Here is a 22,645-nt window from a genome sequence, read left to right as displayed (position 1 = left end):
TTAGGAGTCTCATCAATGACGGAAACCACCGCACCCGTCATTCCCCAGGATTTTCTCGGAATTAATCCCGCAGAAATCAACAAAAAACTTGTCTCCTGGGGAATTTCTCTGGATGAAGTCCTTCAAAAACTTGCCTCTCTTGGACTCCCCGGCATTATTTTCATTATTGCTGTTGTCGCATCCACTAGCACTACCTATCCCATGATTTACGCACTTTTGGGGTTAGGCGGTCCGCTAGGGGTAATTGGTGGACTTGGGGTCTTAGGTATCTCTACTATTATTGGTGACATGGTTACGGGTTATGGCATTGAGGCAGTGCTGAAAGCGGTATATCTCAAACGTCGTGAAACAGAAACTCAAGAATATCTCATCAATGAGGTGAAAGGTTTGCCAATTTCTCCAGTTCTAAAACTTAACCTGAAAAAGGCTATTGAAGTAGAAATTGTTACCCAAGAACCCCTTTTCACTAGAGAAGTCGAAATTGTTGAAGAGTAGTTTTGACGGGGTTGCTGATTTGAGATATGAATCTTCTTTTCTGGGATTTTTAAAACCTAGACCCAAACTAACTTTTGCATCCGATAACATTCATATCTTGATTTAGCAACGCCTTATCATTGACAGGGACTAAAAGAGAGCCGGTGCTGAGAAGTAAGTCCATAGTTGCCGATCGCTTCTAGGTGTTGAGCGGTGCCATAACCCTTGTGACGAGGGAGTCCATAATCGGGATAGCGTCCGTGCCAACGAGTAATTAAGTCATCACGCCAGACTTTGGCCACGATACTAGCCGCCGCAATGACCGGCGATTGTTGATCTCCCCGAATTACCGCCTTTTGGGGGATTGACAAATCTTTAATAATGTGCTTGCCATCGATCAAGCAGAGACTGGGGGAAAGGGGTAATTTCCCGATCGCTCTGCTCATTGCCAGTAGAGAAGCATGAAAAATATTCAAGCGATCGATCTCTTTCACCGTAGCATAACCGATGCGACAAACAAGATGCCGTTGTATTTGCTCGCTCAATTTTTGCCGTTTTTGGGGGCTAAGTTGCTTACTATCCTTCACCCCCAACTCCCACAGCCCTGGAAAACCAGAGGGAACAGTGACCACTACCGCCGCCACCACGGGACCAAATAAAGCCCCGCGTCCCACTTCATCGACACCAGCAATTAAGGGTTCTGCGCTCATGACTCATCGACAGTGGCGGAGGAACGACGACGCCGACGACGCAGCACCCCAGTTTCAGCCTCTATTTGTGGCTCCTCTGTCACCTCGGCGCTCACCGGGGTTTCTAAAGGAATAACTTCGCTCGGAAAAACTGGAGTTTCGGGCGCAATCGGTTCGGGGGTAAAAGTCACTGACGGACTAGCTTCTTGGTTGATTTCTTGACTAACTTCGCCAGTGGTGGGACGACGACGACGGCGCACCAGGGGACGATTTTCGGCTTCCTCGCCGGTTTCCATCCCTTCGACCAGTGCGGCGGCGGTTGTATCCTCGGCCTCTAGGGTGGGAGTCAAGGATATTTCGGGGGTGGCGGCCGTTTCTGGGTTTTCCGCTTCTCTTTCCCCTGCCAATTTCACGGAAACAATCACCGATTTCGGGTCTCTAAACTCTTGATCAACCAGAATCAGGGGAGAAATGCCCATTAAAGAATAAACTTCCTGTTCTACGGGGGTCATTTCCACGGAAACCCGCTCCCGTTCGCTGACGGGGATATTTTTGCCGGCGCTGGCATCTTCTCCCCGTTTCGAGAGACGGGCGGGACGTTCTCGTTTTTCCTCAAGGCGTTGGGGTTCTGATTCTAGCTCGATTTCGTTGTTAACACCGTTAGTGGAGGCCTTTTCGCTCCGTTCCTCTTTTAGTAACAGTTCCGAGGGACGACGACGACGGCGACGGCGAGAATTATTAACCTGTTCTTGATAGTTGGGATGGAAGGAAATATCCATCTCTTGAGCGTTTTCTTCGGCCTCAAATTCGGAGAAAACTTCTAGATAGGGTTCGGCCGCCGCAACGCTAGGAGCGCTCTTATCGGGTAGAACTTTTGTATTAATCGGCGCAACGACAAGGGTTTCTTTTTCCGCACGGCTAACGGTGGCGTTTTCTAGGGCGATGGCGTTGCCTTCTCCTGGTAGATGGGCTAAATGGCCTAGTCCGCCGCAATGGTCACAGGTTTTGCCGAATAATTCATAAATGTTTTTCCCCTGACGCTTACGAGTTAATTCCACTAACCCCAATTCCGATAATTGGGCAATCTGAGGCCGGGCCTTATCGCTTTTCAGGGACTTATTAAACAATTCCAACAGTTTCAACTGGTCGCGACGGGAATCCATGTCGATGAAGTCCACCACCACCACACCGCCAATATTTCTCAAGCGCAGTTGTCGAGCGATTTCCGTGGCGGCCTCGCTATTAGTCCAGAGTACGGTTTCCCGGGCCGTGGCCGAACGGGTAAAGGAACCGGAGTTAACATCAATTACCGTTAAAGCTTCCGTCGGTTCGATGATAATGTAGCCGCCGGAGGGTAAATCCACCCGGGGTTTCAGGGCTTCGCGAATGGCGGCGTTAACCCGGAAATAGTCGAGAATTGGCTGGGTTTCCCGATGGGAGTCGATATAAACCCCTTCTAGAGCTTTGCCGCCGCCCCAGTTCGTCAATTGCTGTTTAACTCGTTTTACCGCCATCGGGTTATCCACAACAATGCGATTGACATCGGCACTGTACATATCCCGCAAAACCCTTTGAATAAAGTCATCATCGCGGTTCAGCAGGGCCGGAGCGCGGCTGCTGACGGCCATCTGTTGGATGCTCTCCCACTGTTTTTGCAAAAATTCCAAGTCCTCGATAATCGCTTCTTCCGCTTTGCCTTCGGCCTCGGTGCGTACCAGCAACCCCATCCCCGCTGGTTTGACCAAAATCCCTAAAGCTCGTAAACGGGAGCGCTCGTCTTCACTGCGGATGCGACGGGAAAGATTCACCCCGCGGCCATTGGGCATCAATACCAGATAACGACCGGGGAGAGTGACATTTCCCGTTAGTCGCGGTCCTTTATTGCCGGTGGGTTCTTTCATTACCTGCACCAGCACTTTTTGCTGGGGGGCCAGTAATTCGGTGATAGCACCGGCGGTTTTTTTCAGTCTTAAGGGACCCAGGTCGGTGACATGAATAAAGCCATTGCGTTCCGCATCGCCAATATTGACGAAGGCTGCATCTATCCCGGGGATGACATTTTCTACTAATCCTAGATAGATGTCGGCCACCTGCTGATTACCTGTGGCCACCACTAATTCCTGAATTTGATCTTCCCAAAAAACAGCCGCTATATGGTGTTGTTCGGCTATGATTATTTGTTTTGGCATTCAATTTCCTCAATCTTTCGGTTTCAAAAGCGACGGACTATGGGCTATTTGTCTATGCTTTGAGGCTACTTCTGGAAATCTGGTCTTGTTAAGAAAGTTCTAAGAAGATGAGTCCGCATCGTTAAAGCCTCATCTTGATATTCATCTGCCTCTCAGACGTGGAAACTGAGTCTTGGTGTCAGTTGTTAAGTCTGAAAGGTAACTGCTGGCCTGACCCACAATTAGGTAAGCACAGCCAAGAGACGAGATTTTCAATTAATCCCTGAGTCTTGCTCGATAACAGCATTTTTTATCCGTTTCCGCCAGTTCTGTCTATCAGAATCTAGGAAAAAAGGAGTTTTTGAGTTACTCCCCTCGGCAACAGGTTTCTGTGGACGGGAAAAATAGCGCACTTTTCGATTTTCCAAAAACCACGATTCTTTTAAGAAATGCTTTAATCGAGTCTTATAGACGACTATAACTCACTCGGTCACTCTCTGACAAGATGATAATCGGGGAAAAACGATCGATTAACAGTTGACTGGAGATACTGACCATAAAGCACTAAATAATTAGTCATAATCTAGTATGGCCTGCACCCATTTGGGCGGACGAGAAATCGGATTACCGAGGCGATCGAGAACTAATAACGCCACTAAATGCACGGCAAATAAGTATAATAAACTATTGACAAGTATGCCCACAACTGCCATTGATTGCACTTGCAGCAGCGTCGGTTTAGCGAGAATCCCTAACTGGGTGAAAATCCAATCAATAAAATTAGTCGCTTGGGTAATCACATATAACCAGAGATTTTCGCCTAAAAGAATTGAAAACAGCCAAAAACGAAAGAATAAACCAAAAGCGCCCAACAGTCCCCCAGTCAAGATAGAAAATTCCCAGCGCGCACCCCGGCGCCAACATAGCCCCAATTGTACCCCCATCAGGCCGTGGGGAATCAAAAAGACAATACTGCGAGTCGGTCCCATTAACACCGACAAAAGTAAACTAGAAACTAATGCTGTCATCCAAGCACAACGAGCGCCCCAACGTAAATAGGCTAAAGCGATAGGAATCGGGAAGAAAACCCTTAATAACGGTCCGAGGGGAAAATAATAATCAATTAACCAGATTAAACTGGTAGCACTGGCCAAAAAAGCCGTCTCCACCGTGATCAGGGTAGAGATAGACTTGAGGGGAGATGGTTGGATAGATTTAGCAGTGGGTTTATCTAGGGGTTTCCCTTCCTCCCCCAGATCTACCCAATTGGTTTCATCTATTGTCTCTTCTGAGGATTGAGCGGGAGAATTAGCGTTAGAATCATTCATTCTATCATTTATCCGGTGGTCGGGACGGGTTGGCCAGCTATTCTTAGCTTAGACTGGCGACTCCCAGTCAGGCAAGAGGCAAAAGGGGGCATAAATAATCAGTCTTTAATAACTGGATTTAGTATGAGGTGTTAGGGGTGGGGGAATTTACGGAAAATTTCCCTGTTTTCACTGAAAAAAAACGGCTCTAAATACCTTCTAAATCGGCTCCTAACTCCCGTAAACGAGATTTTAGTTGTTCTATTTGTTGTAAAGCTAAAACCTTCTCTTGACGTTCCTGTTTAGCCACTTCTGCGGGGGTAGGAATTAATTCCCCCTCCCTATTGAAATAGCGTAATTGTTGTTGATAAATACCTAGAAATAAGCCTAAGCGATCGCTCCATAACCAACCCCGGTCTGTCGGTTCAATTGCTTGATATTGCCCTTCCATTAGCCGAAATCCTTGTAATTCCAAAGTTTCAGGATCGAACCAAAAATAATCGGGAGTGCGAAAAATATCTTGATAAATTTGTTTTTTCTGGCCGCGATCTACCTTGGCGGTACTAGGAGATAGAATTTCCACGATAACATCGGGATATTTGCCCCCTTCTCCCCAAACTACCCAACTTTTTCGATCTAAGCGTCTTTCTGTTCCCAAAACGACAAAAAAATCTGGCCCGCGAAAATCCTCAGATTTTTTCTGATTAGGACTATAATAAATGCTCAAATTAGCGGCGGCAAAATAATCATTGCGATCTTGCCATAACCATTCTAAACATTGAAGTAAAATCAGAATTTGTTGTAAATGAGCGTAGCTTTCCAAGGGGGGTTCCTCACTCCAGATATCCCTGGGGGGAAATTTTACCTCATCCGCACAAGACTCGTTATTATCGATGATGGGAAAAGTGGTCATCTTTTTTGAGGTTGGGTGTCGGCCATCTGATTATATCAAAAAAGGTGGGCGATAAACCCACCAGAAAAGTAAGCAAAAAACCTCAACGATAATTAGGACTTTGGATATCTCTAAGACGCGCTTCGGGGCGTTTAAATCTGTCCATTTGTGCCTCAAAGAATTGACGATTTTTAAGTAAATGTTTGGGATTAGGATCGTCGAGGGGATAGAGTAAAGCAGTGCGTAGAGCTTGAATAACTGCCGAAGTAACATTATACATCGAACGCTGGAAACTAATCCCCAATTGAATCAAAATATCATCTTCCCCCCGACAGTTTTGCTGATAGTAATCAATCAGATATTGGGGTAAAAAATGATACATATCATCCATTAACAAAGTGGGAGGAATTCCCGCAGTACCCACGGGGAAAACATCCGCATAAAGAATGCCATAGTGAAAGTCTTTTTGTTCGTCAGGAACCTGTTTTGCTTGGGCATTATAGGACTTGGTTCCCCGGAAGGGAGCAGTACGATAAAAGACCGCTTCTACATAGGGTAAAGCCGCTTCATAAAGCCAAGTAAAAGCCTTTGATTTGGGGATAATTTCGTAGCATTGACCATCAATATAAACGTGATGATAAATTGGCCGGCCAGCGATGGCAAAAATGCCATTAACGAGGAAATTCATGGCATCAGGAACACCTTTAAACCCGCCTTCATCGTAGATATCAGACATCTCAAAAAATACTGGAGCCATAACTTCCCAGAATAGTCCTAAATTAGAGTAATAGGACATCATCCGCACCTGTTCCAAGAACATATCGGGGAACAGGTCATAAAGTTTCATCATCACGGGGTTTTTCTTGAAATAGGCCTTAATAGCGCGGTCGGCATTTTGGCGATATTCTTCTGAATCAAGATAGGCATCAAATAAACCCCAACCCATATCGCGGCCATGCCATAACATGGCTTGCATACAAGCTTCGGCAAATTCCATATTAATACGGTCATGCCAGAGATGATGGATTAATCTGGGCATTTTTCTGGTTTTACCTTTATCCATAAATTCTAACAATTCAGGATGAGCGGAACCCGTACCGCGCCAGATGCGTAAATCGGCATTATCGCCAGCGTAATGATTTTGTAGGTCTAGGTATTCTTGGGGCAGAAAATATTTAAAGAAGGGCAAAGGATCGAGGAAAACTCGTTCGGCAATATAGAGCAGATCTCGCCAATAAAAATCCATCGGTACAGCATAAGCTTTATAAATGCCGATAATCTGCATCAGGTTTTCGGGAGTATCCGGCAACATGGATCCACCCGCTTCTAAACGGTGGATAATGTCGGCGAATTCGTGAGTAGAAGGGGGAATTTTGGCTTTGATTAATGTCCCAGTCATAGTTTTAGGTAAAGTAATTAGCATCGGTTACAATAATTCGGAAACAGCGAGGGATAACTAACTATTACTCAAAAATTTACCCCGATTTAACCAGTTGGTTTTTGAGGACTTTTGCGGAGATTTTTTGAGGACAAAACTAGGTTTTTCTTGTCCCGATAAGCTGGCAACCATCGAGTTAGTGGTGGGTTCAATCCAACGGACTAAATAATTGGGTTGAATACCTAAAAAGACGATTAATACCATTAGGACAAAAGCGGGAATAGTTTCCGATTTCAAGACTTTGGGATAGTAGGCAAGTTTATTATCCAATTTACCAAAACAGGTGCGATTAAGCAGGATAACAAAGTAAACCGCCGTTAAACCGGAAGCAATGATACAGAGAACCGTCTGCACGGGAAAACGGGAGAAACTACCCTGAAAAACGATAAATTCCGCCACAAATCCCACTAATCCGGGGATACCAGCGCTGGCCATACCGGCGAGAATTAATAGGGCGCTAACCAAGGGTAAACCGCGAATTGGGTTCATTAAACCGTTTAAAACGTCTAAATCTCTGGTTCCGGCTTTGCGTTCGACAATGCCCACCAGATAGAATAAGAGGGCGAGAATGAGACCGTGGCTAATCATCTGCGCGACGGCACCAAGGACGCTTAAACCCGTGCCGGCGGCGGCTGCTACCAGTATATAGCCCATGTGACCGATCGAACTGTAGGCCACCATGCGTTTAATGTCTTTTTGGGCAATAGCACTCAAAGCCCCGTAAATAACGCTAATAACGCCGACAATTGCCAGTCCGGGAGCGATTAAAGACCAAGTTTCGGGGAATAATTGCAGACCAAAGCGAACTAAGCCATAAGTACCGAGTTTAGCGAGGATACCACCTAATAAAATTGCTGTAGCGGGGGAAGCTTCCGTATAGGCATCCGGTAGCCAAGTATGGAGAGGTACGAGGGGGATTTTGATGCCAAATCCCACTAACAGCAGAGTTAAGAGCAGTAATTGGGTTTTTTGGGAGAAATCGGCGGTCGAGAGGGAGGAATAGTCAAAAGTACCACCGTTGAGGAAACCTATGCCTAAAAATGCCGCTAGGACTAATAACCCAGAGACAGCAGTGTAGAGAAGGAATTTAATCGAAGCATAGCCACGTTTTTCGCCTCCCCAGATAGCAATCATCAGATAAAAGGGGATTAATTCTAGTTCATAGAAAACGATGAACAGCAGCAGGTTTTTAGCCATTAATGCCCCAGAAACCCCGGCGTTAATCAGGAGAATTAGGATGTAATAAAGTCGGGGACGCTCTATTTTTTCTTCGCTACTATAGATAGCTATTCCTGTCAAGAAACAGCTTAAAATAATTAACGGTAAGGACAAACCATCGACTCCGAGGTTATAACTTAAACCGATTGGTTTTGCCCATTCGCGGTATTCAGAAAATTGAAAGCCACTGCTGGTTAAGTTATATTGAGTCAGCAGATATAAAGACCAAAGAAGGACGGCAGCAACAAAAAAGAGAGTTATTTGACGTAATTTTGCTGGCGCAAATTTATCGGGGAAAAGACCGACAATAATTGCTCCAATTATTGGCAACCAAAGCAGGGTACTGAGCATATTGGTATCGATCAAATTTATAATGACTGGGATGAGAAAAGGATTAGCCAACCAACACGATGACTAATCTGGAATTGACTAAATTAAATTCACTTTGCCGGTATCGAGATCGTAGTAGGCTCCAACAATTTTTAATTGTTTTTTATCTACTAAATCACCCATGACTGGGGATTTGCCTAATTTCTCTACTTGATAGTTAACATTGGATTTAATTGCTCGCTCAAGTTTGTTAGAACCGGGTTGTCTTTCGGCTCGATCAACTCCCACCTGTAGGCCATCGATTAAACGACCGATTTGTCCGGGGAAACGACCGCCTTCAATGGTGGCTTTTACCGCTCCACAACGAGAATGACCAAGGACAACAATTACCTTGGCTCCTAACACCAACGTGCCGAATTCAAGGCTACCAATTTCTTCGGAAGTGGCTAAATTTCCCGCTACCCGACAAACAAATAGATCTCCTAATCCTTGATCAAAAACGATTTCTGCCGGCACGCGAGAATCGGCACAGCCCAAAATTGCCGCAAAAGGGGCTTGACTTTCGGCCACTTCTGTGAGTCGCCCTTGATCGCGATTAGGACTTTTTTGTCTTCTTTCCCAGAAACGTTGATTGCCTTCCATGAGCATAGTTAAAGCTTGGTCGGGGTTCAATCCCTTATTTTGAGCAGTTAGCCATGGCTCGGAATTAACAGCAGTTTGGGCGTTAGTTTGGGACAGTTGCGAGCCTAAAATAGTAGCGGCTAGACCGGTTCCCAAAAAACCACCCCCATAACGGATTAATTGGCGACGAGAGGTATTGAACATCGGTAGTTGTTTCCATTAATCAGGACAAATTCTATTGTCAGGGCCGGGGATGCTAAAGAAAAGCCTAAGTTATCAAATCTTTAACTGAAAACTAGAGAAATTTGTGATAGTAGGGGCCAGCAGATGATAATACCAATCAAAGCCACCCCCAAAATAATCGACAGAAAGTAAAATTGGGTCTGTCCCGAGACGTTATATTTCAAACTCTGACCACCAAAAACCGTGGCTAATCCCACCAGATTAACGATGCCATCCACCAGAAAGGTATCGATCCAGTTAATAATTTGCGAGATTAATCCGACGACAAAAACGATGGTAACTTTATACAATTGGGCTGTATAAAGGTCGTTGGCAAAGAAATCTTGAACGGCTTTCGGTTGAAAAACGATCGGTTTGGAGATATTTTCATTCAGATAAATATATGCTGCCGGAATTACGCCCCCAGCAGTGGAAAGCACCAAGAGAAAAGCCACTCCCAGATTTAAGTTACTTGGTAATAAATGCCATTGCGCTAATAAAATCGGCACATGAATGGCGAAACCCATGGTCACAGTCATGGGGATAACTAAGGGCCAAAGAGCTTCCGGAGAGCGCAGGGTCATTGGTTTGATTTTACCGCCAAAGAAAACGCAAAATTCTCTAGTGACACTAAAGGCAGTTAAGGCATTGACCAACAGTAGCACTAATAACAGTAAACCACTGATTTCCGAGAGGCGATCGCCCATGCGTGCTAATGCCCAAAAACCACCAAAGGGAGGCAGTGCGACTAAACTAGCAGCACCGACGAGATAACAAATGCCAGAAACGGGACGACGGGACCATAAACCCCCGTATTGGCTTAAATCTTGGCTGATATTATTCCAAATGATGTTACCCACCACCATGACTAACAGGGACATAGCGATCGCGTATGTAAAGAGTAACACTAAAGCGGTTTCCGTTTGTCCGGTGGCCACAGCGATAAAAATCAGTCCCATGTAGGCACTGACGGAATAGGAAAGGGAGCGCTTGACATCGATCTGGGCGATCGCAATTAACCCCGCACCGATGGCAGTAACAGAGCCAACAATGATCATTACTTGCAAGGTTAAGGGCGATAATTGCAGCACCGGCTCTAATTTCACCAATAACCAAGCGCCGGTGGAAACGACGACGGTATTCCGCAGAATTGTCGCCGGCATCGGTCCTTCCATGGCCTCATCTAGCCATAAATGCAGGGGAAATTGAGCGCATTTGCCCATTGGACCTGCAATCAATGCCAAACAGAGTAAATTAGCCACATTGGGGTTTAAATTAGCTGTAGCCGCCCATTCTGCTAATTCGTCAAAGTTCCAGGTTCCCGCCAAGGGTAAAAGGGCCACCACTCCCATCAACAGGATTAAATCGCCAATCCGTTTAGTCAGAAAAGCATCCCGCGCCCCCGTCACCACCAGAGATTGATTGAACCAGAAACCAATCAGTAGATAAGTGCCGAGGGTGAGAACTTCTAGCACACAATAGCTGAAAAATAGCGAATTACAGATAACGAGGGCGCACATACCCCCTTCAAAGAGAGCGACGAGAGAATAAAACCTTGCCCAACCCCAATCCATTTCTAGATAGCCGATCGCATATACCTGAGCGGCGAGGTTTAAGCCAGTAATTAGCAGTAAAGCCCCGATATTAACAGCCGAAATCTGCACATCTAAAGATATGCTTAAATCTGCGGCATTTAGCCAATTAAATGCTATGGATTGGGGCGGACGACCCCAAACGGCGATTAAAGCAAAAAGGCCATGGAAAAAAGCCAAGAAAGTCATGATCAAATTCAGATAACCAGCCGGTCGCGGGCCAGTTTGCCGGATAATGCCGGGAGACCAGGGTAGAGCGAGAAGTGCGCCCGCAAGGGCATAAAGAGGTACCAACCAGATAGTCTGGCTGAAGGACTCGAACATATAACCACCTCAAGAAGAAAAATGATCCTGAATTAAAGTTTAAGGTTTAATGGCTCACTAATAGGCTGTGGCCATTTTTTAACGGGGCATGAATGGGGATGGTTTGACTAGCTTCCAGCAGGTATTTTAAAAAAGCATCGGCAATCACGGAAAGTTGTTTTCCGGCCAGGTAACAAACGTACCAATTGCGCTGAATCGGAAACTGTTCCACATCGAGGATGGCTAATTCTCCGTTTTCCCCTTCCGAGATGAGAGTGTGCTTAGATAGTACCGATAGTCCCAAACCGCCAGAAATAGCCTGTTTAATCGCCTCGTTACTGCCTAATTCCAAGCGCACCTTAACTTTAATATCGTGGAGATTAAATAATTTTTGTACCGCTTGGCGGGTTCCAGATCCCGATTCGCGCATAATAAAAGGTTGATGGTTGAGGCACTCAAGGGGGAGATTTTTCTGGCCCACCAATGGATGATCCCGTCGCGCCACCACCACTAGGGGATTTTCCAGAAAAGACTGAGAACAAAGTTCCACTTCTTCCGGCGGTTGACTGAGAATATAGAGGTCATCCTCGTTGTTTAACATTCGCTCTTGCAGTTTCTGATGATTAGTCACTTGCAGGGCGATGTCAATGCCGGGATACTGTTGACAGAATGCCCCCAGTAATCGCGGCACAAAGTATTTAGCGGTGGTAATTACGGCTAAAGTCAGTTTTCCCTGTCTAGTTCCCTTAATATCGGCCACTTTCATCTGAAAGTTGTCCAATTTATCAAAAATCTCTTGACAGGTGAACAGTAATTCCTGACCCGCTTCGGTTAAAAATAAACGTTTGCCAATTTGCTCGAATAGCGGTAAACCCACGGCTTTTGTGAGTTGTTTGACTTGGGTTGAGACGGTGGGTTGAGTGATAAATAACTCCTCGGCCGCCTTGGTGAAGCTACTGTGTCGAGCGGTAGCCTCAAAAACCCTTAACTGGTGCAGGGTTGCCTGTATCAAGTTCCTATGCCCTCCTCAATAACAACTATTTGTCACCATCAATCCTAACGTTTTTATAGATTCCAGTCAATTAACTTTTTGATAAATATAGACTTTAATAGATATAACCGCCGCTTAAGACTTTTAGTCAGCCGTCAGCCTTGAATCAGTTATCAGTTATCAGTTGTAGCGGTTTTCAGTCTAATAAGGTATAGTGAATCCCTTGATAGATAGGCGTTTTAGCGTTTCAATCGGGACTCACTTCTGGGAAAACCGCTATATCAGTTATCAGATGTGAGTTTTCGGTTCACTGATTACTGTTTACTGTTCACTGAAAAAGCTCTCCTCTCCCCTACTCCCCCATCTCCCCAATTCCTAATTCAGGCTCTTCGGGACTTGGTATGGTTCGATAGGGAGGCATAAATCGACTCAATCCTTATCTGGCAAGGGATTTAATTGATTAGTTCGCTCCAGATAGCAAACAATTGACAAAAATTGCGGCAATGTCTGTCTCTATAAAGGTTTCATTCCTTATAACCCCGTCCATTGCATAAAACAAACCGAAGAACCATAATTCATAATTCATAATTCATAATTCATAATTATCTTGCTACAATCAGAAAACAACCATCTATTAAAAATAAAAGACAATGGTTAGTTATCTTGATATTGACGACGATCTTCTTTTCCCAGATAGTGATGGTCAACCGATGGCAGATAATACCGAACAATATGAGTGGATTGTCAAAATTAAGGAGAATTTAGAGATTATCTTCGCCGATGATCCTACGGTGTTTATTGCCGGAGATTTACTTTGGTATCCTCTGCGTTCTACTTTGGTTTCACCAGTTGCTCCCGATGTGATGGTAGCTTTTGGCCGTCCCAAAGGACGAAGGGGTTCCTATCGTCAATGGCAGGAAGAAAATATCGCTCCTCAAGTGGTTTTTGAAATTCTATCACCGAAGAATACAAAAGCAGAAATGAGTCGAAAATTAGAGTTTTATGACACATATAGTGTAGAAGAATACTATTTATATAACCCGATGCGCTGCCGTTTACAAGGTTGGCAAAGACAGGGAGAAAATTTAAGAGAAATTATCCCCATTAATGACTGGATAAGTCCCCGTCTAGGAGTGCGTTTTATCTGGGATAAATCTAGTTTAGAATTGTATCGTCCTGATGGAGAGAAATTTTTAACAACTGTTGAGTTAGAGTCTCAAATGCGTCAAGAAAAGAAACGTGCCGATCAAGAAAAGAAACGCGCTGACAAAGAAAAGAAACGCGCTGACAAAGAAAAGAAACGTGCGGATCGACTAGCGGAACGCTTAGAGGCGTTAGGATTAACCTTAGAAGAAGAATAATACCATGCCATTACTTTGGAAAAATGGTATTTAGATTAAGTTTTTTCATAGGTTATTAGTAAACAATAATCGGTGAACTGATAACTGATAACTGATAACTGATTACTGATTACTGATAGCTAAAAAAATCTTTAAACTTCTAATAAATTTTCTAGGCGATCGAGAACTATATCGGTGATACACTTAATCCGGTATAAACAGGCTTTAGTATCTGTGGAATTGAAAGTGCCATTTTCCCAATATTTGTTACTACCAGCACCACCCCCACAAACCCCAAAATAATCGCATTTTTGCCGACATAAATCGACTCCACCGCGCATATCAGCGTAAATTTTTTGAAATTTCTCAGTTTCACAGATAGATTCTAGGGAATCGGTCAAAACATTACCAAAGATAAAATCACCGTAGGTTTGGGTTTTAATCGATAATAATTCTGGATCAAAGGTGGAAAAATTACCTTGATTATCAAAATTGACAATCATAAAAGGTCGATTCATATCGGTATTTTCTAAGCGTTCATCGGCATAAATCAAACTACAGATCGATTCAAATTCTCGCAGCCTAAATTCTCCTTGTTTGACCGTGACTAACTCCCAAAATCTGGCGATAAACTGGCGATAACGTTGTTCAATACCTAATTTATCTAAAGAAGATTGTGAATGAATACCCTCGGTTTCTTCCATATTAAAAGCCACATCAGTAAGACCATGATCCCAAAAAAAGTTAAAAATTTCGTCGGGATAGTCGAGAGAATCTTCTGTTAAAACAGCGATGATACTGACATCAATTTCATGTTTCTGCAAGAAAGAAATCCCCCGCATCGTAGCAGCATGACTGCCGGTTCCCTTGCGGTTTTGCCGGTGGATATCATGAATAAAAGCCGGTCCATCAAGACTGACTCCCACATAAACATCATGCTTTTTAAATAATTCACACCAAGCATCGTTAATATAAGTGGCGTTAGTTTGTACCGAATGACGAAAACAGTAACCCTGCTGATTATATTTCTCGCTAACCTCTGCAATTTTAGTAAAAGCACTTTCATAAAAACTGATGGGAACTGCTAAGGGTTCGCCTGCGTGCCAGCAAATGGTAAAATTATCTTGGAGAAAACGACTACTAAAAACCCTCTGAAAAATCGGCTCGATTAAATCTAAGGATAGGGTATTTTTTAAATGGCGATCGGGTAAATAACAGTAATCACAATTGAGATTACAAAAAGAAGTCGGCTGCACGACTACTAAAGTAATTGGACCACAATCCGACCAATCTATATTTACAGTTTTTTTCATGATTCTATTGTTTAAATTCTCACTTAAGTATGATAACTGATTCTGGGAAGTCTATCTTAATTTTACCTATACTATTTCCTATTCCCTCAATAATAAATAATATAATTGACCCGGAGTATTAATTAAACCGGCTCGCTCACCCGCATTTTTTCCTGTTCCCATAAAAATATCTACCCTGCCGGCACCTTTAATCGCACTGCCAGTATCTTGATCGAGAACATAGCGACTCACTAATTTTTTATTAAGATTTTCCTGGGGAATTTCTGTCTCAATTACCGCTAAAGCACCGGGGGGAAAAATACTTTTATCTGTAGCGATCGATCTTTCTGGTAAAACTGAAACTCCAATACTACCAGTGGGAGGCGCACCGTGGGTTTCTCGAAAGAAAATAAACCGATTATTGCGGGGAATATAATTCTTTAATTGCTCAGGATTATTTCTGAGAAAATCCAAAACCATTGGTAAGGTTAAACCCTCAGCAGGAAAAATACCATCAGCAATCATTTCTTTTCCCAGACTTGTGTAGGGATGCTCGGTATTGCCATCAAAACCGATGCTCATAATTTGACCATTAGGTAAACGTAATTTCGCCGAACCTTGCACATGAACTAAATAAGCTTCTAAGCGATCTTTTAACCAGACTAATTCGTATCCCGCTAGACGGCTATTTTCCCCTAGTAAACCATCTTTTCCCTCTAATTCTACCCTAGCTGGATGGGGTTTAGACCAGCGAGAAAAGTTAGTAGGTTGGCGATAGAGAGGATATTTATACTCGGCGTTTTTTTGCCGACTTGCTTGATAAATTGGCTCAAAATAACCAGTAAACTTAACATTTCCCTGACTATCATTACCTAAAGAACGATACCAAATAAATTCTTTTTTGACTGCATTTTGTAGAGCTGCGGGAGTGGGAGAATTCTGCACTAATTGACGAAACCGTACCAAGGAACGCTGCACTCGCTGACGAGTTATTTCTGGAATAGGATAATTTTGATAGGCGCGGATTGCTGCCGAGCTATTCAGATAACGTAAACTATGATCGATCGCTTGTAGTAGGGTTTTTTTGTCCGTTGGCAGTCGTTCATCGTATCCCGTAGATTTTCCTAATTGTGAGATTTCAAGGCGTTCTAGGGGCAAATTTGCGGGGGTGAGGGCAATTAATCCCAAGCTGAGGGGGAGGATTGTCAAAAGGTGTTTCATGGTGACAGGAGTGGGCAGCTATTGACTAGATTATACTAAATCCGTTGAGTATAGGCTGCTTATGAGGACAGGCAAAAGGCAATAGGCAATAGGCAAAAGAGGAAATAGATAATCAGTTTTTAATAACTGGATTTAGTATTAACAATCAGGAAGGATAAATGAGAAAAGTTGTTTCTTGTTTATATCCTTAGGATAGTTGTTGTCGATAAATCTTAATTTGTTCCAAGCGAGGTCCTACCTTAGAAATGATGGTAAATTCTAAATTTTGGTAATATAATTGTTCTCCCACCCTCGGTATTTTTTGCCAATGATGGAGGATAAAACCAGCTAGGGTTTGGTATTCATCGGCCAAGGGTAAACTTAAATTTAATGCTTTGTTCACATCCTCTAAATTCATTTGTGCTTGTACGAGAAAAGTTGATTCATCGAGGATTTGATATTCCACTTTTCCCGATTCATCCCTAGGGGAAAAAGTTCCTAGAATCTCGCCGATTAAATCTTTTAGGGTTAATAAACCTGCTGTTCTGCCAAATTCATCCACAATGATAACCATCTTTAAGGATGATTCCCGCATCACTCTTAGTAATTCATTTAAAGGGGTAGTTTCGGGGAAAAAACGCACAGGTTTCAACCAAGTTTTAATCGGGGTTGTTAAATTTAACTGACCTTCGGCAAGGGGTAAAGCTAAATCTTTAAAATCGATCAGACCCCGGATATCATCACCGGAATCTCCTGTCACAGGATAACAAGAATAGCCACTGTTAACTACTTGGAGCAGTAATTCCTGAAAAGTTGCGGTCGAGGAAATAGCTATTAAACGGTTATGGGGAACCATGATTTCCGCAGCAGTGATTTCGCCAAACTGGAAGACATTATTTAAAATTTTCCTTTCCGCTGCTTCTAATCCCGTTAATTCCCCTTCCATGCTGATAATTAATTGTAATTCCTCGCAAGTTACCCGACTAGAACGCTGTAGATCCACTTCGGGAATACGGGTTAAAACCAATAAAAAACGAGTTGATTGGTTGAGAATACCGATAAAAGGCTTAAAAATCCGGGAAATAACGCCAATAGGTGCTGCTAATAACCGCGCCATCGGTTCGGCATAAATTAAAGCTAGGGATTTGGGATAAAGTTCCCCAAAAACTATCTGGAGATAGGCCACGATTAAAAAAGCTAGACAAAGAGAGAACCCATGGGAGAGAAGATTTTGCCAGTTTAAAGAAAAGGGTAAAAAACTTAGTAATTTCCTCACAAAAACGGTCATGGTACTCTCGCCGATCCAACCTAAAGCTAAACTAGAAAGGGTGATACCTAATTGGGTAGTGGAAAGTAAGCGATCGAGACTTCTTTGTAGAGATTGGACCGTCTGCGCTGGCACATCTCCCGCAGCCACTAGCTGACTGATGCGGGTACGACGGACCGACACAAGCGAAAATTCCGCCGCTACGAAAAAAGCATTGAGGACGATTAGTAAAAAGACTAAAATTAAACGAGTCAATAAATCCTGATTATCCATAGCGAAAAGGCAAAATTAGCCTTTTTTAAAGCCTATCCTTTGGTTTCGTTCTTTGATTGCGGTTTGTTTTTCTGTTGTTGCATATAAACTCTCACTTTTTTAATTACTTCTTCTTCTTTCACGGGGATAAAAGTTTGATTGCGTCCATAACTGGTGCGATCGTTGGTAAACTTTTTAGCGGGGTTGATATCCGGTTGACTGACTCCCTTCAGGGAAGCGATTCCCAATTGATAGGCTACCCAACCGCTACCGAAACCGGCGGCTAACATGGCTACCATCAAAAGGAGTCCTAACTGCAAGGAGGTGCTGATTGAAAATTTTTTCATCTTGGTGGGGCTGAATTTTCACGTTCGGAGTAACTACCGATCTATAATGAGTTAATAGTATAACCCAGGGTTGGCCGAGCGGTTGAGGCAACGAACTCATAATTCGTGCTAGGCAGGTTCAACTCCTGCACCCTGGATAGTTTTGATCAATTCAGGCGATCGACTTTGATTGCACTAGAGCAAGCTAATCTTGTCCTTAACTAAAAATTAGCCCCCCACGCACCATTTGATTAAAATTGCAAGTTCCATAACTTGTCGAGCAGTATTTAGCCCGTGATTAGCAATAATGTCGATTCTAAACGCTATTCTTGGGGAAATGGATGCGAATCACTGGTAAACTTACCACATCTGTGCAGCGTCAAATTAGCTATATAGTCCCATGATCTAGCTTTTTCAGGGCGCTGAGAGCATGGAGACGGACGATTGCTTCTCCATCGGCTGCTAAAGTCAGCAAAATACTTTTATTATCCCGCTCTAATTCTCCTAAAGCGATCGCTAGAGACTGTTTAACTCCCGTATCAGTGAAGAGCGCCGGACGGGAGTGGTAAAAATTACTGAGAATTTCCCCTGCTTGTTGGCGTAATTTCTGGGAGGGTTGCCGGCCGAGAATAGCAATAATTTCCCGACAAATCAAGATATTTTCGCTATATAAAGCCTTTTCTAGGTAATTTAAAGCTTCCCCATCCTCGATCCAGCCCAATGCTCGCACTACAGTTAATTTTAAACTATCGGGAGTTAAGGAAGATTGCAGCAGTGGATTTAAAGCTTTGGCTGAGGTTGCTGTGCCGATACGACCGAGAGCGATCGCCGTTTCTTGACAGATCTCGAGGTGGATATCGAATAACAGCGGTTGCAGATGGTTAACTAAATCTGCTTGGGGATAATTCGTCCCTAGGTAACTACTAGCTTTAATTGCTTCCCGTCGCACCTCGATGGCCGGATCCTGTAACGCATCGAGGATAATCGCAGTAATCTGGGGATGGTGAAAACTGCTTAAAGCTTCGATCGCCATAGACCGAATGGCGCTAGATTGATCCTTAACTACAGTTAAAAGCGGTTCGATAATTTCCGGCCGGCGAATTTGTGATAAAGCTTGTACGGCTAAAAAACGCCTGTTCGAGTCGGACAGTAATTGTTCTAAACTGGAGATCGCAGAACTGCCGATATTAGCTAAAGCAGCCGCAGCCATTTGGCTGAGTTCCTCCTCCTCCGATCTTTGCAATAATTGACTGAGAGCGAGAATACAGGCTCGATCGTCAAATTGACTGAGAATTCTCGCCAGAAACCAGCGCATTTCCCCATCTTGTTCCTCGGATTCTAACAGGGCAATTAAAGGAGCGATCGCCGATTGACCGATTTGAGGAAATAGTTTCGCTATCTCCCATCGCTGTTGAAAATCACATTTTTGTAAAGCTTCTAGGGCTAAATCGAGGATTTCATCGTTAATAATCGGTTCAATAGCGTCTTTTTGGTTTAAAAGTCGCTGTATGCTGGCGTTTACTGTCTCCCAGTCCTTTTTATTCAACGCTATCTGAGCTTTTTCTAGCAGAGCTTGCATCGTGAGAAATGGCCTCGATTTTCGTGCTACCTATCCCAAGAATGTCAGACTTTCTCGCTTTTGTCCTCTCTTCTATGCAAGAAACCGATAATAAATCTTCACATTGTGCATCGGACATCAGTAGAGGGCGCATCAGCGATCGCACAGTAGGGACGACTATAACAAAGGGGAGTTTCCAAGTCGTGTTGTTCCAAAAATTCCCGATTACTTAAAATCTTAGCGGTTTCTCCCGCTGCTACCACCTGACCACGACTTAACACCACCGTGCGATCGCATAATTCTAAAGCCAGATCGAGATCGTGGGTGGCGATCACCTGAGTTTGGGGTAAAGTGGCTAACAGTTGTATTAATTGCCGACGGGACCGGGGATCCAGTTGGGCGCTAGGTTCATCAAAAACTAAGACCTCCGGTAACATGGCTAAAACCCCCGCAATGGCCACGCGTTTTTTTTCACCCCCCGATAGATTCTGACTGTTTCTCTTACCGTAATGCTGGGAATCCAATCCCACCGCGTGTAAAGCATGATGACAGCGATGGTTTAGATCCTCTCCCCGAATACCCTGATTCATCGGGCCAAAAGTCACATCCTCCCAGACAGTGGGCATAAATAGCTGATCGTCGGGGTTTTGGAAGACTAAACCGACAAAATTGCGGATATTTTCTAAATTCTCCGGTTTAACTTGGTAGGGACCGACGGTGACTCTACCGGTTTGCGGCGGGAGAATACCGTTAAAATGCAGTAATAAGGTGGATTTTCCCGATCCATTAGCCCCGACTAAAGCCACCTTTTCCGTAGCTTCAATGGCTAAATTAATACCCTTTAACGCTTCTGTACCGTCAGGATAGGTATAAACTAGGTTTTCAATAAAAATCGGGTTGTGGTGCATGAAAAACGAGACTTTTACCTGAGTAGATGTACCATTTGACCCCAGAGGATCAGAATTACTATACAAATTATAGCGAGATAATCGTTCAGCTTGTTTTGGGGAGCCTGTACAGAAACCAAGGAACCAGTGTAACCCCTTGATAACATGGCTTGATAAATGCGATCGCCACGTTCGTAGGTACGGATAAATAAAGATCCGATCATATGTCCCACTAGCAACCGTTGCCATCGGGGACTACTCATTAAATTGCGGGCAATTGCTGCCCTTCGCATGGAATTAAATTCAGTGATTAAAACAGCTAGATAACGGTACATAGAAGCTAAAATTGCCACCAATAAAGGGGGAGTTTTCAGGGTAACTAATGCCTGCAACAGGTCCGGAATCGGTGTGGTTAAAACCAAAATATTGACCGCACAAAGACAGAGAAAAGCTTTTAGGGCGACACTGCCTAAAACCAGCAATCCCTCGCTAGTTACCCGCAAAAATCCCCAAGACCAAAGAATTTCGCCACCCTCGCGAAAAAGAGTTCCCAATAAAACCACACCAATAAAGACAAATTCGATCGCTACTCTTTGCAAAAGTACGGGAATAGTCACCCGACTGATCAGAATTAAAATAATTAATCCTAACCCGTAAATCCCCCACGTTTCCCAGCTACCATTCGGAGTTAAAGCTGTGGCAAAAACTAACAAAAGAGTCACTAAAACCCGGGTATGGGGCGCAAGTTTCTGCCAAAAACCAAAATTTTGGCAATCATTTTCGCAAGAAAAAGTGGCAATGTGTAGCATTTATTTAGTTATCAGTGATCAGTTATTAGTTATCAGTTAGAAAGGGGATATAGGGATTTAGGGGTTTAGGGGTTTAGGAGTTTAGGAGTTTAGGGGTTTAGGGATAGGGATATAGGGGTTTAGGGAAATTTCAGCCAAATGCCCCACTACCCCACTACCCCACTACCCCACTTCTCGACTCCTATCTCTTTATTCCTGATTTTGGGATTTTGGAATGACTAATTTACCGATACCCCAAGCGATGCCGAAAGTGGCAAGAGTTCCCAGAAAACCGGCGAGGGGAGTGGCGATACCTTGGGGAACACCTTTGAGAGCATAACCATCAAAAATTCCGGCGAAAGGTAATTGATTACCGAGGGCGTTAGGGTCTTCTTTTTGGCTAAATTGTAAGTCTTCCGCCACTCGATCGAGTCCGTCGGGATCGGGACTGGCAAAGGGAGAAAGAAAAACGGCGATAATTAGGGATAATACCAAGCCAATCAGAAAAAAATGGCTATTTCTGCGAATATTCATCGACTTAATTGGTTTATTGACGAGAAGCTTAGGAAGGGAAAACAGAAGTATTAACGGAATGGGGCGGATCGTAGAGAAGATCGGGACGAGTTCGCCAGATATAACCGACAGCAAAAACCGTAATCACCGCTTCCCCGATACCGATGAGGATATGCCAAGATAACATGGTAAAAAGGGCGACTAAAGGCGGTACAGTGCCAGATAAAGCCAATTGCAGGGCGCAAGCTAACGCCGCCACCACCACACTTGTCCAAGCAGCCACGGCAACAGCGATCGCCATACTGCGCCAACTATTAAAACCGAGGGCTTTTCTAATCCCCAGATAGAGATAATAACCGCCAAAAGTCCCGATCAGACCCATATTGACGATATTTGCCCCTAAAACCGTTAAACCGCCATCTTGAAAAAATAAAGCCTGCACGATAAAAACCACCGCCATCACCAGAGAACCCGCCCAGGGACCGAGTAAAACCCCCGCCAGAGTCCCCCCTAACAAATGTCCGGAGGTTCCCCCTGGAATGGGAAAATTAATCATCTGGGCGGCAAAAATAAAGGCGGCACAAACTCCCATCAAAGGTACAGCCCGTTCAGCGTAGTGACCGCGCACTTTTTTAAGAGAAAAGCCAATCAGGACAACGGCAATTATCCAAGTAAATAGACTTACCGATGGACTCAAAAAGCCGTCGGGAATATGGAGGGCAAAATAAGGGGTAAGGAGATGGTGAAACAAACCAACTCCCAGAAAATTAACAGACATTAAAACTCAGTCTCCTCTGCAATTTGGGTTAAAGATTTCCATAGAATTGCCTCGCTAGGACGGAAAAGTCCTCCCTTTTAGTAGATAACTAACCGCTTCATTCTACAATGCCCTCTCTGGGGATTTAAACCCTTTAGCTTCTTAAGAATTTCTGTTATTTTTCCGATTATCAGGGTTTAGCTATTAGCCAAAATCTGAA

Annotated in this window: 20 protein-coding genes and 1 tRNA gene; 3 read left to right on the top strand and 18 right to left on the bottom strand. The window is 43.9% G+C overall.

The features are described from left to right. Nucleotides 1-15 precede the first annotated feature (15 nt). Nucleotides 16-495: a hypothetical protein gene (locus tag ACE3JL_RS23990; RefSeq protein WP_271992305.1), complete on the top strand. Its 480-nt coding sequence runs from the start codon at nt 16-18 to the stop codon at nt 493-495. A 116-nt stretch (nt 496-611) separates the two neighbouring features. Here ACE3JL_RS23990 and ACE3JL_RS23985 read toward each other — a convergent pair whose 3' ends face one another. The 9 genes from ACE3JL_RS23985 to ACE3JL_RS23945 form a co-directional block, all read right to left on the bottom strand. Continuing rightward, a complete protein-coding gene (locus ACE3JL_RS23985; RefSeq protein WP_375328554.1) occupies nt 612-1,184 on the bottom strand; it encodes a ribonuclease HII in 573 nt (190 codons plus the stop codon). Beyond that, nucleotides 1,181-3,352 (bottom strand): Rne/Rng family ribonuclease, encoded by a 2,172-nt coding sequence (locus tag ACE3JL_RS23980; RefSeq protein WP_375328553.1) that lies wholly within the window; start codon nt 3,350-3,352, stop codon nt 1,181-1,183. The genes ACE3JL_RS23985 and ACE3JL_RS23980 overlap by 4 nt, the downstream gene beginning before the upstream one ends. Nucleotides 3,353-3,903: 551 nt before the next feature. After that, on the bottom strand, nt 3,904-4,659 hold the full coding sequence (locus ACE3JL_RS23975) for a DUF2232 domain-containing protein (RefSeq protein WP_375328552.1): 756 nt from the start codon (nt 4,657-4,659) through the stop codon (nt 3,904-3,906). 187 nt (nt 4,660-4,846) lie between these two features. Next, nucleotides 4,847-5,551: a Uma2 family endonuclease gene (locus ACE3JL_RS23970; RefSeq protein WP_002783430.1), complete on the bottom strand. Its 705-nt coding sequence runs from the start codon at nt 5,549-5,551 to the stop codon at nt 4,847-4,849. 82 nt (nt 5,552-5,633) lie between these two features. Further along, a complete protein-coding gene (locus ACE3JL_RS23965; protein WP_061433310.1) occupies nt 5,634-6,929 on the bottom strand; it encodes a CO2 hydration protein in 1,296 nt (431 codons plus the stop codon). A 57-nt stretch (nt 6,930-6,986) separates the two neighbouring features. Continuing rightward, nucleotides 6,987-8,537, bottom strand: a complete 1,551-nt coding sequence (locus ACE3JL_RS23960; RefSeq protein ID WP_375328551.1) for an NADH-quinone oxidoreductase subunit M — start codon at nt 8,535-8,537, stop codon at nt 6,987-6,989. Nucleotides 8,538-8,615: 78 nt separating this feature from the next. After that, entirely contained in the window at nt 8,616-9,341 is a 726-nt protein-coding gene (locus ACE3JL_RS23955; protein WP_375328550.1) for a carbonic anhydrase, read from the bottom strand. 80 nt (nt 9,342-9,421) lie between these two features. Continuing rightward, the gene (locus tag ACE3JL_RS23950) at nt 9,422-11,275 is read right to left on the bottom strand and encodes an NAD(P)H-quinone oxidoreductase subunit F (RefSeq protein WP_375328549.1); all 1,854 of its coding nucleotides are present in this window, start codon (nt 11,273-11,275) and stop codon (nt 9,422-9,424) included. A 46-nt stretch (nt 11,276-11,321) separates the two neighbouring features. Continuing rightward, nucleotides 11,322-12,266 carry a LysR family transcriptional regulator gene (locus tag ACE3JL_RS23945; protein WP_271992318.1) on the bottom strand — a complete coding sequence of 315 codons (945 nt, stop codon included), beginning with the start codon at nt 12,264-12,266 and terminating at the stop codon, nt 11,322-11,324. Nucleotides 12,267-12,895: 629 nt separating this feature from the next. On the opposite strand from ACE3JL_RS23945, the gene ACE3JL_RS23940 reads away from it, so the two are divergent. Further along, complete coding sequence (locus tag ACE3JL_RS23940; protein ID WP_271992319.1) at nt 12,896-13,606, top strand: Uma2 family endonuclease; 711 nt, start codon at nt 12,896-12,898, stop codon at nt 13,604-13,606. Between the two features lie 131 nt (nt 13,607-13,737). Here the strand turns inward: ACE3JL_RS23940 and grrM are convergent, their stop codons facing one another. From grrM to ACE3JL_RS23920, 4 genes are all read right to left on the bottom strand, one after another. Continuing rightward, nucleotides 13,738-14,898 (bottom strand): cyclophane-forming radical SAM/SPASM peptide maturase GrrM/OscB, encoded by a 1,161-nt coding sequence (grrM, locus tag ACE3JL_RS23935; RefSeq protein ID WP_375328548.1) that lies wholly within the window; start codon nt 14,896-14,898, stop codon nt 13,738-13,740. Between the two features lie 78 nt (nt 14,899-14,976). Then, nucleotides 14,977-16,098, bottom strand: a complete 1,122-nt coding sequence (locus tag ACE3JL_RS23930; protein WP_375328547.1) for a murein transglycosylase A — start codon at nt 16,096-16,098, stop codon at nt 14,977-14,979. A gap of 187 nt (nt 16,099-16,285) precedes the next feature. Continuing rightward, on the bottom strand, nt 16,286-17,617 hold the full coding sequence (locus tag ACE3JL_RS23925) for a hemolysin family protein (protein ID WP_375328546.1): 1,332 nt from the start codon (nt 17,615-17,617) through the stop codon (nt 16,286-16,288). Nucleotides 17,618-17,649: 32 nt separating this feature from the next. Next, a complete protein-coding gene (locus ACE3JL_RS23920; RefSeq protein WP_271991890.1) occupies nt 17,650-17,943 on the bottom strand; it encodes a hypothetical protein in 294 nt (97 codons plus the stop codon). A gap of 64 nt (nt 17,944-18,007) precedes the next feature. On the opposite strand from ACE3JL_RS23920, the gene ACE3JL_RS23915 reads away from it, so the two are divergent. Beyond that, a tRNA-Ile gene (locus tag ACE3JL_RS23915) sits at nt 18,008-18,080 on the top strand. 230 nt (nt 18,081-18,310) lie between these two features. On the opposite strand, the gene ACE3JL_RS23910 is transcribed toward ACE3JL_RS23915, so the two are convergent. From ACE3JL_RS23910 to ACE3JL_RS23890, 5 genes are all read right to left on the bottom strand, one after another. Next, the gene (locus ACE3JL_RS23910; protein WP_271991891.1) at nt 18,311-19,501 is read right to left on the bottom strand and encodes a HEAT repeat domain-containing protein; all 1,191 of its coding nucleotides are present in this window, start codon (nt 19,499-19,501) and stop codon (nt 18,311-18,313) included. 98 nt (nt 19,502-19,599) lie between these two features. Then, complete coding sequence (locus tag ACE3JL_RS23905; RefSeq protein ID WP_375328545.1) at nt 19,600-20,388, bottom strand: energy-coupling factor ABC transporter ATP-binding protein; 789 nt, start codon at nt 20,386-20,388, stop codon at nt 19,600-19,602. A 14-nt stretch (nt 20,389-20,402) separates the two neighbouring features. Continuing rightward, entirely contained in the window at nt 20,403-21,176 is a 774-nt protein-coding gene (gene cbiQ, locus ACE3JL_RS23900; RefSeq protein ID WP_271991892.1) for a cobalt ECF transporter T component CbiQ, read from the bottom strand. Between the two features lie 189 nt (nt 21,177-21,365). Then, nucleotides 21,366-21,689: a PDGLE domain-containing protein gene (locus ACE3JL_RS23895; protein WP_271991893.1), complete on the bottom strand. Its 324-nt coding sequence runs from the start codon at nt 21,687-21,689 to the stop codon at nt 21,366-21,368. Nucleotides 21,690-21,717: 28 nt separating this feature from the next. Then, nucleotides 21,718-22,446 (bottom strand): energy-coupling factor ABC transporter permease, encoded by a 729-nt coding sequence (locus ACE3JL_RS23890; RefSeq protein ID WP_271991894.1) that lies wholly within the window; start codon nt 22,444-22,446, stop codon nt 21,718-21,720. Nucleotides 22,447-22,645 lie beyond the last annotated feature (199 nt).

This window comes from Microcystis sp. BLCC-F210, from assembly GCF_042134685.1.
Lineage (GTDB): Bacteria > Cyanobacteriota > Cyanobacteriia > Cyanobacteriales > Microcystaceae > Microcystis > Microcystis aeruginosa_D.
The sequence above is the reverse complement of the archived record's forward strand: the minus strand, read 5'-3'. Positions and strand labels throughout refer to the sequence as shown.

Excerpts from the sequence above, each read along its gene's own strand:
- ACE3JL_RS23905 (WP_375328545.1), bottom strand. The coding sequence starts at position 20,388 with ATGCACCACAACCCGATTTTTATTGAAAACCTAGTTTATACCTATCCT.
- ACE3JL_RS23960 (WP_375328551.1), bottom strand. The coding sequence starts at position 8,537 with ATGCTCAGTACCCTGCTTTGGTTGCCAATAATTGGAGCAATTATTGTC.
- cbiQ (WP_271991892.1), bottom strand. The coding sequence starts at position 21,176 with ATGCTACACATTGCCACTTTTTCTTGCGAAAATGATTGCCAAAATTTT.
- ACE3JL_RS23910 (WP_271991891.1), bottom strand. The coding sequence starts at position 19,501 with ATGCAAGCTCTGCTAGAAAAAGCTCAGATAGCGTTGAATAAAAAGGAC.
- ACE3JL_RS23920 (WP_271991890.1), bottom strand. The coding sequence starts at position 17,943 with ATGAAAAAATTTTCAATCAGCACCTCCTTGCAGTTAGGACTCCTTTTG.
- ACE3JL_RS23955 (WP_375328550.1), bottom strand. The coding sequence starts at position 9,341 with ATGTTCAATACCTCTCGTCGCCAATTAATCCGTTATGGGGGTGGTTTT.
- ACE3JL_RS23890 (WP_271991894.1), bottom strand. The coding sequence starts at position 22,446 with ATGTCTGTTAATTTTCTGGGAGTTGGTTTGTTTCACCATCTCCTTACC.
- ACE3JL_RS23925 (WP_375328546.1), bottom strand. The coding sequence starts at position 17,617 with ATGGATAATCAGGATTTATTGACTCGTTTAATTTTAGTCTTTTTACTA.
- ACE3JL_RS23895 (WP_271991893.1), bottom strand. The coding sequence starts at position 21,689 with ATGAATATTCGCAGAAATAGCCATTTTTTTCTGATTGGCTTGGTATTA.
- ACE3JL_RS23985 (WP_375328554.1), bottom strand. The coding sequence starts at position 1,184 with ATGAGCGCAGAACCCTTAATTGCTGGTGTCGATGAAGTGGGACGCGGG.
- ACE3JL_RS23950 (WP_375328549.1), bottom strand. The coding sequence starts at position 11,275 with ATGTTCGAGTCCTTCAGCCAGACTATCTGGTTGGTACCTCTTTATGCC.
- ACE3JL_RS23930 (WP_375328547.1), bottom strand. The coding sequence starts at position 16,098 with ATGAAACACCTTTTGACAATCCTCCCCCTCAGCTTGGGATTAATTGCC.
- ACE3JL_RS23970 (WP_002783430.1), bottom strand. The coding sequence starts at position 5,551 with ATGACCACTTTTCCCATCATCGATAATAACGAGTCTTGTGCGGATGAG.
- ACE3JL_RS23990 (WP_271992305.1), top strand. The coding sequence starts at position 16 with ATGACGGAAACCACCGCACCCGTCATTCCCCAGGATTTTCTCGGAATT.
- ACE3JL_RS23965 (WP_061433310.1), bottom strand. The coding sequence starts at position 6,929 with ATGACTGGGACATTAATCAAAGCCAAAATTCCCCCTTCTACTCACGAA.
- ACE3JL_RS23980 (WP_375328553.1), bottom strand. The coding sequence starts at position 3,352 with ATGCCAAAACAAATAATCATAGCCGAACAACACCATATAGCGGCTGTT.
- ACE3JL_RS23940 (WP_271992319.1), top strand. The coding sequence starts at position 12,896 with ATGGTTAGTTATCTTGATATTGACGACGATCTTCTTTTCCCAGATAGT.
- grrM (WP_375328548.1), bottom strand. The coding sequence starts at position 14,898 with ATGAAAAAAACTGTAAATATAGATTGGTCGGATTGTGGTCCAATTACT.
- ACE3JL_RS23975 (WP_375328552.1), bottom strand. The coding sequence starts at position 4,659 with ATGAATGATTCTAACGCTAATTCTCCCGCTCAATCCTCAGAAGAGACA.